Below are 16,041 nucleotides of genomic sequence, written 5' to 3'. Positions count from 1 at the left end.
AATGTCATATATGCTTGTATATGACTGAAAAATAGCAGTAAGATGGATAGAAGGAAGATAATTTGTGTGGTCTTTGGTGTGATGACACTTCCTGCTGTTGCACAGACTGATTCTGTATCAAAGAGTGTTCAGCTGAAGGAGGTGGTTGTTGCTGGTGATATGACGAAACGAGAGGTGGACCATATCGACTGTATTCCTACTCCGAAACAGCGGAAACATGCTCATTCCGGATTTGAGCTTATAAGGAATATGATGTTGGCTGGCGTCAATGTGGATACTGAGAATGGTGTTATAACAACGCCAGTAGGTACGGCAACGCTGTATATCAACGGTAGGAAGGCTTCTGTGAGAGAGATAACTTCGTTACGTCCAAAGGATATCCTGCATGTAGAATACTATGATATGCCTACGGGAAAGTATGCTAACGACAAGGCTGTGATAAACTATATTGTTAAGACTTATACTTCGGGTGGTTATACACAAGTGGATGCTTTGCAGGGAGTAGGCTATCTGAGGGGTGATTACAACCTTACCTCAAAGTATAGTCTTGGGCATTATAATGTTAATCTATGGGCAGGTTGCAGTGTACAGAACCCTAAGGTTTATGGTGAAACTACGACAGATTATCTGCTGGATAACCCTATTCACAAACAAGAAGCAGCGTATGATACTGATATGAAGCGTATCGGTCGTTACGTTAATGTCAGTCTTAGTCGGAGGATGGAGCGTACAACGTGGATGATTAGAAGTGGTGTTGAAGTCAGTACAAGGCGTGATGATGTCTTGAATGGTAGTTTGGAATATACGGGTTATACCGTTCCTTTGTCGTTTACAAATAATGTTCTTGAGCATGATAAGACTGTAAAACCCACTCTTTCCCTATACTTTAATCGTAATTTCAAGGGTGAAAAGAGTCTTGAATGTTCATTGGATGGTTATTATGCACGTAATACTTATAAGCGTAATAGCCTTGAAGACAGGGTTTTCTTGAGTGATGTGAAAGAAGATTATACGTATCTAAACTTTAATTCAAGCTATGTGATGCCCCTTCCCAAGGGACATAATCTAACGTTTAGTCTGATTGAATTCTTGAAGATAAGTCAAGATGAGTATAGAGGTAGTTCTCCGAGTCTGCAGCATCTGCGGTCTTCTGAATCCTTGTTTTTTGTTGATTATGCGAAGCGGTGGGGGAGAAAGGTGATGTTGGTAGCTCGTCCTGGTATGTCTTACCTTGCTTACAAGTTGCGTGGAGAGCAGGAGGTGACACATCTGGCACCACGTTTTTACTCAATGTTTTCGTGGAGTCCAAATCAGCATCAGGCTTTACAACTATTCTTTGCCTTAGGGAATACGTTCCCGACACTGAATACCGTGAATGCAGCAGAGCAGCAGGTAGATCGTGTCTTGGTGCGTCGTGGTAACCCAACGATGGACAACTCCACGCTGCTTGGTCCTGCTTTGACTTATTCACTCAACTTTAAGAAGTGGTCGGCTCTGTTGTCTGCCAACTATGAATATATGAGTAATGCTATTGCCAATGTTTTTCTAAAAGATAATAACAGACTGATAAATACCTATTCGAGTGACACACGCTATCATCAATACCAACTGTTGCTCTCTGCAACGTGGAAACCTGTGAGTGATTTCAATGTGAAATGGGAGGGCGGATATGATTATTACCGTGTAAGCGGAGCTGCCGACGAACGTTTAGGATGCTGTTATGCACGTATGGAAGCCAGTTATTACTTGGGCGATTTCTCGCTCTCAGCTTCTGCACAGACAGCTCGCAAGGATTTGATGGGTTGTCAGGAACGTGTACACCTACCATTCCTCTATGATTTGTCAGCAGAATGGAGTCACGGAAATCTGTCAGTAGTCGTTACTGCACGAAATCTCTTTATACAAGGAAATGAGCGTACACGAAGTTTATTAGCCTCTAACTACCAGTGTTATGAGCGTGATGTTAGCGAGCGGGATAATTCTTTTGCTTCTGTAAAAGTAGCCTATTCTCTTGACTATGGTAAGAAGGTTAACCATTCCCCTAAGTATGAGTCGAAGGCTGCGGAGAGTTCTATCTTGAGGTGAAAGTGGGGCTTACGTAGCTTGAATGTCTGTCACTCCACTGTTCAGAGAAATTAATAAGATTATGAAAAATCATTACATAGTATCGAGCAAAACATCTTTAATGACGGAGTATAATCTCCCTTAAAAGTAAGTTTGTAACATGCAACAAATCAGTTGATTACAAACAGTGTTGAAGAAGACGCCCTTCTTGAAGCAAGAAGGGCGTCTTCTTAACCCTTGAAGGGCATGTTCTTGAACGTAGAAGGGCCTCTTTTAGGCTCATTCTCGGCCCCTTCTCAAATTGAGAGGAGAGGGATGATTAAAATATCCTTACAATCTTCAGCGTCATTCGGAAGAGTTGTTAACGTTATTCCCGTTTAATCCACTTCAAAATTGTTGGGTCTTTCAGCTTGTTATCTTCTGCAAGGAGTACCATCTTGGAAACAATCTCCACGGTCTTTGGGTCTTCATCCATAAAGGGGAGATAGAGTTTCCCACGGTGCTGACCATGTACGGGGATGATAGGAATCTCTACACCACCAACCTGTCGCACATTGCCCGAACCGAGGTGGATAGTATAGTCAGCAAGTGTGCCTTTGACGTGGATGAAGTTGTCAGAAACCGCTATATTGTTGAATTTCATCAGCTCGGCAGTACACTTGACAATGGCTGCACGGAGTTCTTTCGTTGAGTTTCCTGTCTCTGGGTCGACGCCACCAACGAAGGCTATGCTGACTGTCATATCCACATCACGCATCACCTCGCTATAAAGAATAGGGTCGATATCGGCAATCTTCAGTTGCTTGTCAGAACGTGTAGATGAGAAGCTTACATACTCAATGGCTGGAGCCTCCACATCGGCAGGTGTGAACCAGTTGGCTTTTGCATAGAGTTCAACCGAGATACCTTGGCGATAGAACACCTTGCGGAGGCCTCCTTCGTAGTCAGCATTCCATCCACGGCTACGCAATGCGGCTGCGGCTTGCTTCACTTGAATCTGGTATCCGCTGTAACGGAGCGACTCACTCTGTTCTGCTTCGGCAGGTGTAGGGATGTAGATCTCACGGAATATCTGTTTGAAAGGTTGTACTATCTTCTTATTGAAGACGGTGTGTTGCCAGGCTGACCATGTACCGTCGGCATAGAGTTGTTGCGCGTGGGTAATGGTGAGAGGCTCATTAGTTTTCACTTTACGTACACCATTGAGGGTCTCCAAACCTTTGTCAGTAAGGAAGCCTGTGGTTGTCCCTTGTCGAAGGAGCAGTAATCGGAACATCGGACTGACAATAGGATTTTGCGCAATCACCTCTACATCCTGTGGACGTAATGGTGTCTGTCGTATCATCATGTCCTCCAGCATTGTGCGAGCACGCTTTCTCTGTTTCGTCCATTCCCTGCCCATATCGGCAATACTGAGGTAGTCGGGATGCTTCTTAATCTTTGTTGGTACTGTTTTCAATACCTTCTCGCCTTGTTGGATGATGAGTTTATTGGTGCCATCCTCGGCCAACTGCAGTCTCAGTGTGTATCCTTCCACATTGATTCCCTGCAAGTAAGCAGCATTATCAGTCACCTGCTGACTCTCCATGCGCCACGTCAGCTGCATTGGGTCAGCATAGCCTGCACCACGTGAGAGGTTCAGTAGGGCAATCTCACATACCCGTTTCTCTGACGCCTGACGCTGTGCACCATACTGCTTCGACTCTTTCAGAAAGGCTTGTATAAGCTGATAGCGGCGTTGCAATGCTTTGTCGCTTTTGTCTGGGAGTAGTCCCAATGAACAAACAGCATCCTTGTTGCGCTTGGAATGTATCTGTTCTGTGATGGTTTCTTCATCTATCTTGCCGAGAGCCGTGTCAGCAAAGCGACGCGCACGACTGTGATAGTTACTGCTTCCGATGTATCGTGCTGCTTTGTAGAACAGTTCGAAACGCTTTTCTCCAACCACGGTATAAGCTTCGTGAAAGAGTTTTTCGTCAAAGGCTCCATCGGCAAGATCAGCTGGGTCGAGGTCGGTGAAGAGCGCTGTTGTAGCCCTCTTCTCGTCTTCGCCCATCTCCTTTGTATGCGCAATGAAGTAGTAGTAGGCAAGATCGAAGCCTTCCCAGTTGAGATGTGCTTTGATAAGTGGAACCCACTGCGGTGCAAAATAGGCTAATTCTAAGAGTCTGTCGTCTTTGATTGACTTGAGTTTTTCAGGCTCGTCTGTGTCGAGTGGGAAGGTACGTTCGATGATATCGGTCAGTACTACACGCTTCTCTGTGCCATAGCTGCTTGCCATCAGGTGGTCTTTACCCAGTGTCTTCATGGCCTTAACCATATATTCAGCACCCTGCAGCACCATTGCGTTGCCCGCACGGGTGATGAGGTAGGAGGCTGTCGTTGGTGCATTAAGGCGCGTCATCTCAATCTTAAAGAGGTGTTGAGCTATCTTGTTGATGACTCTCCGCAAATTCTCGTAAGTCTCTTTGCCGTATCGAGCATCAAATATCTTCTCGTCCTCATATTGTAAAGAGAGTCGGTGACCGCGTGTGTTATAGATGTAATTCCCTGCTTCCTGTAGCTGTTTGCCCTCGTCCTGCAGCAGTAGTTCCATAAAGGCATCGTCAGATAGATGTCCTTGAAGGTTGTAGCGGGATAGTAAGAGTGCATCTATGCTATAGTCAGAGTAATATGTCGATTTGTCAGTTCGGGCCAATGGTGCATACTTCTCATACATTGCCAATGTCATCTCAGCAAAGAGCTTGAACTCTTCTTCGGTTCTCCAACTACTTTCGGCATACCTCATCGCAATTGAGAAGAAATGGCTGTTGAATATATATCCCTCTTTCTCTGAATCGTAAGAAGAAATTCTTATATACTTGTTAGTCGGACAATAGAAATATATCAGCGCAAGTGTCGCGTAGGCTTGACGGAATAGTAGGGCCGGATTTCTCCTGTTTAAGTCGGCAAGTAAGGTCGCTATGATAAGTTTGAAATGGTAGTCATACTTCCAGCTTTCAACGTTCTTTAGACCCTTGAAGGGATAGTTGTCTGCGTTAAGGTCTACGATTTCTGTATGATAGTTGCCTTCAAACACAATAAGCATCAGATAGATACCTAATAAATCTTCGTCTTTGAGAGGATGGTCGGTCAGAAAACTTTTCCATAGCTCGGGGTAGGGAAGGGTGTCAAGGGTTTGCTCATCAGACGTAAAAGAAAGATAGCTATCTCCAAGTATTTGTGTACCTCCCCAGCGACTCTTATACTCCTTGTCGGCATTCTCTACTATAATCTTTTCCAGTTCGGTGTATAGCTTGCGTAGTTCGTCAATGGTATAGGTAAAGACAGAGCTTGCATCTGCATGGCTCTTACCGGTAATCTTATTGAATACCTTACCAAGGAACGACTGCGAATCGTTCTTTGTCAGGAAAGGATCGGATAGCTTAATGGTTGGTATCTCCCCCGTCTTGTACAGACCGTAACCACCTTCAGGGCCAGGATAGGACGTTGGTGTGACAGTGCTTGTCTCTACACTTGTAGGAGCAAAGTCCTTTGCAAGCTGTTTGTTGCCCTCCCTAAGTTCGGTCAAAGCGGCTGGGATATAGTCTCCATTAGTAGTCTGCAAGCGTTCGTAAGATGCTTTCAGCAGCGAGTAAGGTAAGGTGAGAAGGATGCGGACAGCCTTATTACGTGTGTCAGAGACCTTGGATTTCAGTTTCTTCTCTATCTCCTTGATATCCGTGGTGGTAAAGTCTTCCTTGGGGAAGAAGGTCAAGAGAAATTCAAAACCCTCCTTCTCGTAGCTAAAGATATTCTTTGTAAGGTACTGGCGACGTGCTTCAGGACTGCCTAAGGGGTAATAGTCCTGCATAAAAGCACGTAGTGGCTCTTTGCGTTCATCGTCTTGACCATATCTATAATATCTGGTAAAGGATACACTCCAGTTAGGAATCTTCTCAAGAAGGATGTGGTCAATGGTCTCTTGCGTCTTCAGTTGGCAGGCAAACACCCACAAAGCATTGATGAAGGTCTCGCGTGTAAGACGGATTCTGAACCATTCAAAGCCTTTGAAGATGAAGTCTGTGTTATTCTTAACCTCCTTCTCCCATTTCGCAATCTCATCAAAAAGCTGTTGAAAAAGTTCACGTTGTTTTCCCGAGACACGGCCAACCTTCCCATATTCATACTTTTCCTCCCTGGCTGTACAACTTAATTGTTGTATGAAGAAAGCCTTTGTGAAAGGATCATCCAGATGCTTCGCAAAGAACTCGAGGTGGTCAGTAACTTTGAAATGACTTGAACGGTCAAGATAGTAGATGGCTGCAATACGATTTTGGAGTGGGGCATCATTGTTGATTAACTGTATAGCATCATGTTGTGCAACATTGAAGTCTTCAGCGCCAGCGGTATATAAAGCAACGTAAACGAGTAGTGCATTCGGACCTGTATAGGCTTTTGCTCGTTCCTTAGGGTGGCTCAGGAACAGGCAAATACCTTCAAAGATGGTCTTTATATCTTTGTCGGTAACAGTCTCGTAGCCTATTCCTACCCACGTCTGCACAGACCGTCTAACGGAGCTATAACGTAGGAGTCCTTCTTCAGCAATGACACCAATCAATCGTTTATAGAATGTCAGACTATATTCATTACCACATTCTACGATACTTTGGCGTAGACCTTCTTGTAGTTTTGCTGCCCTCAACACGTTGAGTAGGAGCATGTGCAACTCCTCATTGTTATTAGACTCTATGGCTGTGATGAGGCTTTTTGTGAGGATTCCGATGTTGTTCTCACTGGTCAACACCTCTTTTGTAGCTTCGATAGTTTCTGGCTTACCTTGTTGGATGGCAGCAGTAAGAACCGGAGTGAACGAGAAGAAATAGTTTGTAACATCTGGGTACTGTCCACGGATGAGCTCGTCAATAGTGAGGCCATAGGCAGCTGTGGCAAAGAAAGTTCGCATTATGTCTGATATGTCAGATGCTATCTCCATTAAGTCGAGGTCGCCTCTTACGTCTATGCGATAGATTCCTTTCGTATGGGAGAGGTCTTTGAGCTGTCTCAAATGCGCTTCTAAGAGTTCGGAAAAGTCTTTGGGGAGAATGTGAGGGAGGTTTGCTCCTGAGGAAAGGAGTTCTTCTATTGTTTGAAAAGAGAAATTTTCCTCAGTGATTGGATTATAGAAAATATTCAGATAGTTGCCGAATTGATAGTTATCCTCCCTGCAGCGTTTTACAAGTTTCTCCTCCCATATATTGCATTTATATAGGTTGATGTTTTCAATATATTGTTTACAGTGTTCCTGTAGTTCTTGCTTTGTTTTCATATCTTATTCTTTTTAGTAGGTTCTTAGATGATAAATCCTTTATTGTCAATGCGGTATTGCTGACTGAAAGGGTTGGTGAAATTATGGTGAATGGCAGAAACTAAGAGTTTGCCTTTGTAGGCAGAATTTCTAAGGGGATGTCTTAGAAATAAAGTCCTGTGAGCATGGTGAGTCTGATAATAACGATTTCTGCTCCTTGACAGAGCTTGATGGGAGCGTCCCATGTTGTTATTTCTTCACCGTTGATGAATACTCTAAAGAGGCTGTCGTCGTATGCCTGCCGCGTTCGTTGTATAGCCTTTTCAAGTGTGTCATGGTTTTCACCATAGTTCTCAGCAAAGCGGATGCGTCCTTCTTCTGCTTGTTCGGCTATCTCACTGTCGGATAAAGCATGGTTCTCTTTCGGAGTCTGGGCTTCTGTCAGACCTTGTCGGGTCAAGGTGTAGAGTAGGGCTTCGAGCGTATTGACGGTATCATCAATCTCTATAGGGTGTCTGCCTAATTCCTTTCTACTCCCCAATTTCTTTTTTACAATGTGTACTTCCATTTTGTTTAGGTGTTTCTTTCCCTTTGCAAATATAGGAAATAATTAGTAAACAAATGAATATTATCCCATTTCTTTGTATTCAGTGGGAGTAAGAAGGTGATAATAGAGTATGGGCTCGAGCGTTGGAAAGTGGGTTTACGGTTCTCGGCAGTTGTAAGAAAGGGAATTAGCTATATTCAGTAATGATGTGTAGACATCTATTAATAAGAAATGTTATGAGAGTATTTCGTGAATAAGTAGTCTTTTTGAGATTTAGTGTATGACATTTGATAAAGAACTTAGTCTGCCTTACCAGACGCCTTCAATCTATGTGTCCTTCTCTCTTATATCTTTTGGGGTAGTGCCCGTTGTTTCGGAGTGAGAGTGGGGATGAGTCTACTTCTTTGTTTTGAGATGGTTTTAAATTTGCTGTCATTACTGTCATGTGGAGTCGTCATCTAACTAATTAGTTATCAGTATGGTTACATAAAATGTTAAAAATGACAGCAAACTAAAATAAAAAATATTCTTGTAATATGTGTAATAGCTTCTCTTGTTAGCAAGTCTTTATGACGTCAAATACTGAACAAGCTATATTCCCTCAGTGTTTTATAGTTTTATCCATGAGGAGGTAGTTATGAGATAGAGATTTCTTGTTTTATCTAAGTCGGTTATTAAACTACAAAATCACTAATTTTTGTATTAGTACTATTGCTGATCATGTGTATAAAAGAAAAAGCGGAAATCTATTAAAGACTTCCGCTTAATTTAAGAAGGGTGGGTGGTGGGATTCGAACCCACGACATTCAGAACCACAATCTGACGCTCTAACCAACTGAACTACATCCACCATGTTGGCTATTTCTTCTTAGCGAGTGCAAAGGTACGGGTTTTATTTGGAACGACCAAATATTTCCCGTACTTTTTTGTTATTTCTTTTTATTTAGCTGGAGATGCTGGTGCCTGAGCTGGTGCAGCAGGAGCTTGAGCAGCTGGTGCGGCCTGCTTCTGCTGGCTTGCGCCGAAGTTAGGCAGGTTATTAGGATTAGTTGTATTGTCCTGCGTTGCAGCTTTCTCTATTACGCTCTCATCAGTGCTTGCTCTTGGAGCCACGTATGCACTGGCAACACTGATAACTACCATAGCAATAGCTAAACCCCATGTAGTCTTCTCGATGAAATCCGTAGTCTTGCGAACGCCCATGATGGCATTAGAAGATGAGAAATTTGAAGAAAGACCACCGCCCTTTGACTCTTGAATCAGTACGACACCAATCATCAAAAGTGCTGCAATCACGATAAGGATTACTAATAACGTGTACATTTTTCTTGTCTTATTTTTTATTGTTATTTATTATCAATTTCTCTAAAAACCGTATTTGGTCTGCAAAGTAACGATTTTTTTTCGGATATACCAAATTTAATCGCTTAATAATTTCCAATGCTTTGGAATATCTACCTTGTTTTATATATATTCTTGCTAAGGTCTCGGTGAAGTAGCCAGTATCTTCGTTTTCGGCTGCTTCGTTATGATTGTTTTCTTCTGGTTCGTATTCTGTTTCCTCTTGTAAGGTTATCTTACCTCCTTCGTTGAAGATGAAGTCGTCGATAAGTTCTTGGCCTCTAAGCTGCGGGGTGACCTCTTCTTTCTGTTTACTCTCACTTTCCAGTAAATAAGCAACGTAGTCTACAGTTGCATCGGCAGGTGTTGGTTTACGTACACCAGCTGTCTCTTGTTCTCTTTCGGCCTCCTCTGGGATTTGTTCCAGGAAATTGTCTATCAGTGAGGTCGTACGATCCTGTTCCTCTTTGGCTGTCTGTGTAGCAGTAGAAGTCTCTGATTGCTTTTTTACTTGTTTCTGTTGTGGAATCAACCGATAGTGAGCTTCTTCTACAAGCTTAAATAGTATGTGACGATCAGAGATATAAACAGCAGCACGTCTCAACTCGTCATCGAAGGTCGGGTCGTGGAGTAGGAAGAGATTCTGTAATAGTAGGATACGTGCTGGTTGGTAATAAGGATAAAGCGCAAGCAGACTTCGGAGATCATATAAGGTCTCCTTGTTCAGATTTTCTGGGTGATTAATCAGATTGGCTATATCCATGTGTTGAAGCGTTTATGAGGGGGAATGGTAAGAATGATAGTGCAAATGAATTGTATTTACCAATTAGCTACGGTTGCATTAAATATTTGGTCAGTAAGATCTTTCACCATCTGTGTGACGAGTTCCTCCTGTACAGAGTTCAGACTACGTACTGTTTCATAGCTTGCTGTGGCTGTGAACTGTCGCTCAAAGTCTTCGCTATGGTTAGTATTGTTTGTGAAACGCACGTTGACGGTGATGGAAAGTTCTGTTTGTGCAGAATATCCTTCGCTTGAAACACTCTTATTACGTTGCTGGTATTGTGTGATTTCACCCTCAATCTTCATATCTCCATTTCGCTTCACTTGTTGTAAGCGTGTGTGATTGGCAAAGACATCTTTCAACTGGTTGTTGAACATTGGTCCCATAGGGCCCCATACGTAGGATGAACGGATAGGGAAATCTGAAATCTGGATAGTATGTACCTTACTATAATCAATGCTTGCACCATTGAATTTATAAGATACACTGCACGCTACAAGCAAGAGCAAGCAGATAGCTGTTACACCCCATGTGAGTGGACGAATAGATATTATGTTCTTTCCTATCTTCATTGTCTTTTATGAGAGGATAATTCTTTTACGTAGTTATTGTTTAATCTTTGTCTAACCCGTATTGTCTGATGCGACGATAGAGGGTGCGGTCGCTGATACCTAACTCTAAGGCAGCTTTCTTGCGATTGCCATTGTTGCGTTCTAATGCTTTCTCCACGAGTTGCTTCCCAATATCATTTAGGTTGAGTGTCTCTGGTTCAGAGATCTCTTCAGCCTCAGCATCTTCAACCGGTTCTATCGTACGAGTAGGGGTGATAGGTTGCTTGTTAGCAGTGGCTGGGAGGTTTGAGACTGTCTGTGGAGCAGGTTGGAATCCACTTGCCCCATTGAGTTGTCTACTCTCTTCCAACTGTTTACGAACGTTGGTGAGGTCGCGACGTAAGTCACTTACATTTCCTCTTAACTCATAGAGTATCTTATAGAGAATCTCACGTTCGCTCTCATAACTATGCGTACCACCACTTTGTATTGGTGCAAGTTGTGTACTATCCTGATCACGAGGGATAAAGTGCAGCAATGTGTCAGCATCAATCTCTCGTTTCTCACTAAGGATTGACATCTGTTCGGTAATGTTCTTTAGTTGACGAACATTGCCTGGCCACTTATATTGTAACAGTATCTGTCGGGCTTCTTCGGTAAGTGTAATCTTTGGAAGATGATACTTCTCGGCCATTTGCATTGCGAAAAGACGGAATAGAAGTAGGATATCTTCGCCACGATCACGGAGTGGTGGCATTTGGATAGGAATTGTATTCAGACGATAGAACAAGTCTTCACGGAACTTTCCTTCGCTGATGGCTTTACGCATGTTTACATTGGTAGCAGCAACAATGCGTACGTCAGTCTTGCGAATCTCCTGTCCTCCGACACGAATATACTCTCCTGTCTCAAGTACACGAAGCAGTCGAGCTTGCGTTGCTATTGGTAGTTCACCAACCTCATCAAGGAAGATTGTGCCTTTATTGGCTATACCGAAATAACCTTCACTCTCACCTATAGCACCAGTGAAAGAACCTTTCTCATGACCGAATAACTCGCTATCAATGGTTCCTTCTGGGATAGAACCACAGTTGATAGCAAAGTATTTCTCACGGCGACGAGGCGAATTGTCGTGTATTACACGTGGGATAATTTCCTTACCAACACCGCTCTCGCCGATAATAAGTACTGACAAATCAGTGGGTGCTACCTGTAGAGCAACATCCAATGCACGGTTTAGTCCGTCACTATTACCGACAATATTATATCGTTGTTTGGTTTTCTGTAATTCTGTTGTATTCATTTAACTGACAAATTTACCTATTAAATTTGAAAAAACTGCAACTTTGGCAGACTTTAACAACTTTCTTTTTGTCTTTCTTTGCCGCCTCTGATAAAGGATAATTCAAATAGTTTAGAATTATGAACGTCAGTCGTATAACAAGTTAAAAAAAGTTTGCGAATAATTCACAAAGAGTTTGCGAACATCTTGATGATTGTTCGCGAACTTTTTTATAACTGTTTTTATATTGCGGATTACTTGTCTTGTCTTCTATTCAGTTTGATAAGTAGTAAGCCAATAGCTGTCCAAATGAGCTCACGAATACGTACCAGTAGGGCAACGAAAATGCCCGCTTCGAGCGTAAGTCCTAAGCCTTTGACAGACATTAGGAAGCCTCCTTCACGACCACCTAATTGTAGAGGCATGAAAAAGAGCATGTTGGCAAAGAGAGAGGTGAAGGCAAGAATGAGAATACAGTCAAAGTAATTGACTGACGGGAGTAATACTAAAAGGATGAAGAATATCTCTAATGCACTACAAATTCGGCATGAAAACTCAAGTAGAACGACGGTGAAGAAGGTACGTGGGTTTTGGTTGTGTAATGATGCTATCTGTGTGTCAATTCTGTCGAGCTCTTCCTTATGACTGGTAATAAAGGGTTCTGCCCATCTCTTTATAAGAGGTATATGCCGTACAAGGTTCATTCCCCGAACTGCTAAACCTTTCTTATAGCCTGTGAGGAAGAACCAAATGGCAGACACACAAAAGGCAAAGACTGCAGTTAACATCACACCCATTGGAAGGTTGACAGGCTGCGTGAAGATATAAAGAAAGATGGAGACAAGCCAAAACCAAAAATGACTAAAGATGTGGGTCATGGCATAAAGGACGACAGAAGAGGTTGCACGTTCAGCTCCAATCTTTGGTGTAAGTTCCATGATACGATAAGGTTCACCACCCATAAGTCCTCCTGGAGTAGCGTAGTTAAGGGCAAAGCCTGACACAGTAACCTTATAAAGCCATAGGAAAGAAACCTTCTTTCGTTCCTCTGCATCCTGTGTCTGACTACGTATAATCGTGTACCAAGCTGCCGTATTAAAGATGTAGAGGAATGCCCAAAGTATAACTACAGCAAGGAACCAATAACCTGCATGCTGTATTTTTTGCCATGCATCAGTAAAGTCAAGGTTGTACACCATAATACAGAGTACAACCAAGCCAAAGATGAAGAAGATGTTCTGAAACTTTTTGTTCATAGGTCTTCTTTATTAATATCAGTAGTAGAAAGAGGACACGCTTAGTGTGTCTCTTTCGTATTACGGCTTTCGCCATTATTTGGTGTGCGGTCCTCACGCTTACGTGGAATGGCAAAGCGCACCTTGTCGCTTTCATCTCTTCTTTCCTTGTAAAGCTTTGGAAGAGGATTGCCCATAGGTGCATCGTATTCTGCACGATTGCGGAAGATGTCTATAGCGAGATAGATTGCATGGCGGAAGGGTAGTTCGTCTGCAATCCCCTTACCTGCTAATGCCAGACTATTTGGTATTTCTGCAGCTGTACGAATAAGTGATAATCCCGCTGTATATATGATACCATGGCATGACGAAAGAGTACGGAAAGGAGCAAGTCCTTGTTCGTAATACATTGCTAATATACCATCAAACTGTTCTGCATCGTTGCAGCCAAAGAAGGTGTCAGCAGGGTAAGGACCGAAAGCTTGTATTCCATTTTCTACCAGTTCGTCTATAGCTGGCAAGATAATCTCTTGTTCTTCAGAGCCCAACAAACCATTGTCGCCAGCTTTGGGGTTCAAACCGAGTACGGCAATGCGTGGACAAGAAAGGCGGAAATCACGACGAAGAGTCTTAAAGAGTGCACTTACATTGTTGACAATACTTGCTTTTGAAATAGACTCTGCTACTTGGCGTAATGGGAGATTACGTGTAGCGAGGGCAATACGTAGTCCATCATTAATCAATACAGATAGTCCTTGCTCCTCTGTGTCCAAATGGTCTTCAATATATCGACTCTGACCACTAAAGTGGAAATGTTCATTGTTATCGATAGGAGCGGTTACGAGAACATCAAATAGTCCTTGACGATAGTCTTCTAAAGCCTTGTCTACAGCACGTAAACCAGCTACACCAGCTTCCTCAGAAGGTACACCTAATTCAACCTTAATCTCGTCATCGAAGACAGGGAGCAGGTTAAGCCGTCCATTCTGTGCTTCTGATGCATCTTTAATGATAGTGAAGTTAGCTTCAATATTGAGTGCATTGCGATGATAGGTGGCTACTTTAGGCGAACCATAGATGATGGGCGTGCAGAGTTCCAACATCTCTGGTTCAGCAAAGGTCTTAAAGATAAGCTCATAACCAATGCCGTTCGTGTCTCCGTGTGTGATTGCTATACGGATTCTTTTATTCTCGTTCATATAATTATATCTTGTATTGTTTTGTTTTATTCAGTTTCCTTTTTATCTTTTACTTTTCTTTCTTCCTCTTTCCTCATCAATCTTCTTTGCCGTTGAGAGCAGACCACAGGCAGCAAAGATATCCTGTCCACGACTGGCACGGATTGTTGTGAAGATACCATGTTGTGTCAGATAGTTTCTGAATCTCTCCATCCTATTGTCATCAACACCCTGCAATGGAATATTAGGGATAGGATGGAAACGAATAAGATTGATACGGCAGTCCAATCCTTTGAGTAGATGTACAATCGCCTTAGCATGTTCCTCACTATCATTGAAATCCTTGAAGACAATGTATTCAAACGACAGACGACGTTGATGTGAGAAATCGTAATTGCTGAGTAACTCGATGATACTCTCTATAGACATTCCTTTTTCTGCTGGCATCAACTCCGAACGCTGGTCGTGCAGAGGGGTGTGCATACTGATAGCAACGTGACAGTCACTTTCATCAAGGAACCGTTTGAGTTTTCCTTTGACACCTACACTGCTCACTGTAATGCGCTTTGGTGACCATCCATAGCCGAAATCAGCTGTCATAACCTCTGTGGTACGAAGTACGTTATCAAGATTATCCATTGGTTCGCCCTGCCCCATGAAGACGATATTCGTCAGCTTGTCACGTTCAGGGAGGGAGTAAATCTGATTGAGAATGTCTGTAGCCGAAAGACTACCTTCAAAACCCTGCTTTCCTGTCTGGCAGAAGAGACAGTTCATCTTACACCCCACTTGTGAAGAAACGCAGAGTGTGGCACGGTCTTCATCTGGTATATACACCGTTTCAACAAACTTACCATTATCAGTTGGGAAGAGATATTTGATGGTTCCGTCCTTAGAATGTTGTGCATCAATAGGTTCCTTACAGCCAATAGCATATTCTGCAGCGAGTTTCTCTCTGTTTGCTTTTGAGATGTTCGTCATCTCATCAATACTTTTCACATGCTGTGTATAGAGCCACTTGGCTATCTGTCCGCCTGTAAAAGCTGGCATTCCGAGCGACTTGGCAACCTTTTTCAGTTCGCCAAGTGTCATTCCCAACAAATACTTCTTTGCACTTTCCATTCTCGTTCTCAATGTTTTGTTGCTGCAAAGATAACGAAAAAATAGCTAATATTCGTGCTTTCCTTTCTTTTTTGAGATACTTCGATAATATGGAGTGATAAAGTCCGCTAAAGTAAGAAGGAATTTACCACGTATTATACAAGAGTTTTTTTATGGTTCCGCAAGTTCAACATAGAACTGCAATCCCAAGTGCTGGTGTAGCTTAATAATCTATACCTGAAAACACCGCGGGGTTTGGGGGCGAGAAGCCCCCATGAGAAGAAAATCAACAAGCAATGCATAAAAATAAGAAAGGGAGACCTCTGTCTCCCAAAGATTAATTAATTTTGCATTGCAATGTACAAACAATTAACCTCGGAGCAAAGGTACACAATTTCTGTGCTACTCCAAAATAGAACGAAACAAAAAGATATTGCCAAGGCGATAAATGTAAGTGCAAGTACAGTGTCTCGTGAAATAAGACGTAATAGTGGAGTCAGAAGACACTATAATTGGGAAACTGCCCAAGCAAATGCAGTACAAACAAGGCGCAGAAAGCCAGGCAATCGTTCAGTCGACAAGGATGTCATGGAAGAGGCGAAGTGCCTTCTTATTACTGAGCAATGGTCTCCAGAACAAATATCTGGTGTATTGGCCAAGGACGGCAAGTA

General features: G+C 42.8%; 11 protein-coding genes and 1 tRNA gene. 2 read left to right on the top strand and 10 right to left on the bottom strand.

Features of this window, described 5'->3' with window-relative positions:
- Window positions 1-42: 42 nt before the first annotated feature.
- Window positions 43-2,085, top strand: coding sequence for a TonB-dependent receptor (locus tag CHB62_RS04385; protein WP_089365849.1), 2,043 nt, complete (start codon window positions 43-45; stop codon window positions 2,083-2,085).
- Window positions 2,086-2,431: 346 nt separating this feature from the next.
- On the opposite strand, the gene CHB62_RS04380 is transcribed toward CHB62_RS04385, so the two are convergent.
- From CHB62_RS04380 to rlmN, 10 genes are all read right to left on the bottom strand, one after another.
- Complete coding sequence (locus CHB62_RS04380) at window positions 2,432-7,372, bottom strand: DUF4132 domain-containing protein (protein WP_089365848.1); 4,941 nt, start codon at window positions 7,370-7,372, stop codon at window positions 2,432-2,434.
- Between the two features lie 142 nt (window positions 7,373-7,514).
- Window positions 7,515-7,919: a hypothetical protein gene (locus CHB62_RS04375; protein WP_009012030.1), complete on the bottom strand. Its 405-nt coding sequence runs from the start codon at window positions 7,917-7,919 to the stop codon at window positions 7,515-7,517.
- A gap of 755 nt (window positions 7,920-8,674) precedes the next feature.
- Window positions 8,675-8,748: transfer RNA gene (locus CHB62_RS04370), tRNA-His, on the bottom strand.
- Window positions 8,749-8,837: 89 nt separating this feature from the next.
- On the bottom strand, window positions 8,838-9,221 hold the full coding sequence (gene secG, locus CHB62_RS04365; RefSeq protein WP_089365847.1) for a preprotein translocase subunit SecG: 384 nt from the start codon (window positions 9,219-9,221) through the stop codon (window positions 8,838-8,840).
- A 10-nt stretch (window positions 9,222-9,231) separates the two neighbouring features.
- Window positions 9,232-10,002: a DUF8458 domain-containing protein gene (locus CHB62_RS04360; protein WP_089365846.1), complete on the bottom strand. Its 771-nt coding sequence runs from the start codon at window positions 10,000-10,002 to the stop codon at window positions 9,232-9,234.
- A gap of 56 nt (window positions 10,003-10,058) precedes the next feature.
- Window positions 10,059-10,595, bottom strand: coding sequence for an LptE family protein (locus CHB62_RS04355; RefSeq protein WP_009012027.1), 537 nt, complete (start codon window positions 10,593-10,595; stop codon window positions 10,059-10,061).
- 40 nt (window positions 10,596-10,635) lie between these two features.
- Entirely contained in the window at window positions 10,636-11,877 is a 1,242-nt protein-coding gene (locus CHB62_RS04350) for a sigma-54 interaction domain-containing protein (protein ID WP_009012026.1), read from the bottom strand.
- A 233-nt stretch (window positions 11,878-12,110) separates the two neighbouring features.
- Window positions 12,111-13,112, bottom strand: a complete 1,002-nt coding sequence (locus CHB62_RS04345; protein WP_089365845.1) for a lysylphosphatidylglycerol synthase transmembrane domain-containing protein — start codon at window positions 13,110-13,112, stop codon at window positions 12,111-12,113.
- Window positions 13,113-13,153: 41 nt separating this feature from the next.
- Complete coding sequence (locus CHB62_RS04340; RefSeq protein WP_089365844.1) at window positions 13,154-14,290, bottom strand: PdxA family dehydrogenase; 1,137 nt, start codon at window positions 14,288-14,290, stop codon at window positions 13,154-13,156.
- 42 nt (window positions 14,291-14,332) lie between these two features.
- Window positions 14,333-15,391, bottom strand: a complete 1,059-nt coding sequence (gene rlmN / locus CHB62_RS04335) for a dual-specificity RNA methyltransferase RlmN (RefSeq protein ID WP_089365843.1) — start codon at window positions 15,389-15,391, stop codon at window positions 14,333-14,335.
- Window positions 15,392-15,727: 336 nt separating this feature from the next.
- Between rlmN and CHB62_RS04330 the strand changes: the two genes are divergently transcribed.
- The coding region (locus CHB62_RS04330) for a helix-turn-helix domain-containing protein (RefSeq protein WP_141240402.1) at window positions 15,728-16,041 on the top strand (314 nt) is incomplete at its 3' end.

The organism is Prevotella jejuni, assembly GCF_900187995.1.
Taxonomy (GTDB): domain Bacteria; phylum Bacteroidota; class Bacteroidia; order Bacteroidales; family Bacteroidaceae; genus Prevotella; species Prevotella jejuni.
The sequence above is the reverse complement of the archived record's forward strand: the minus strand, read 5'-3'. Positions and strand labels throughout refer to the sequence as shown.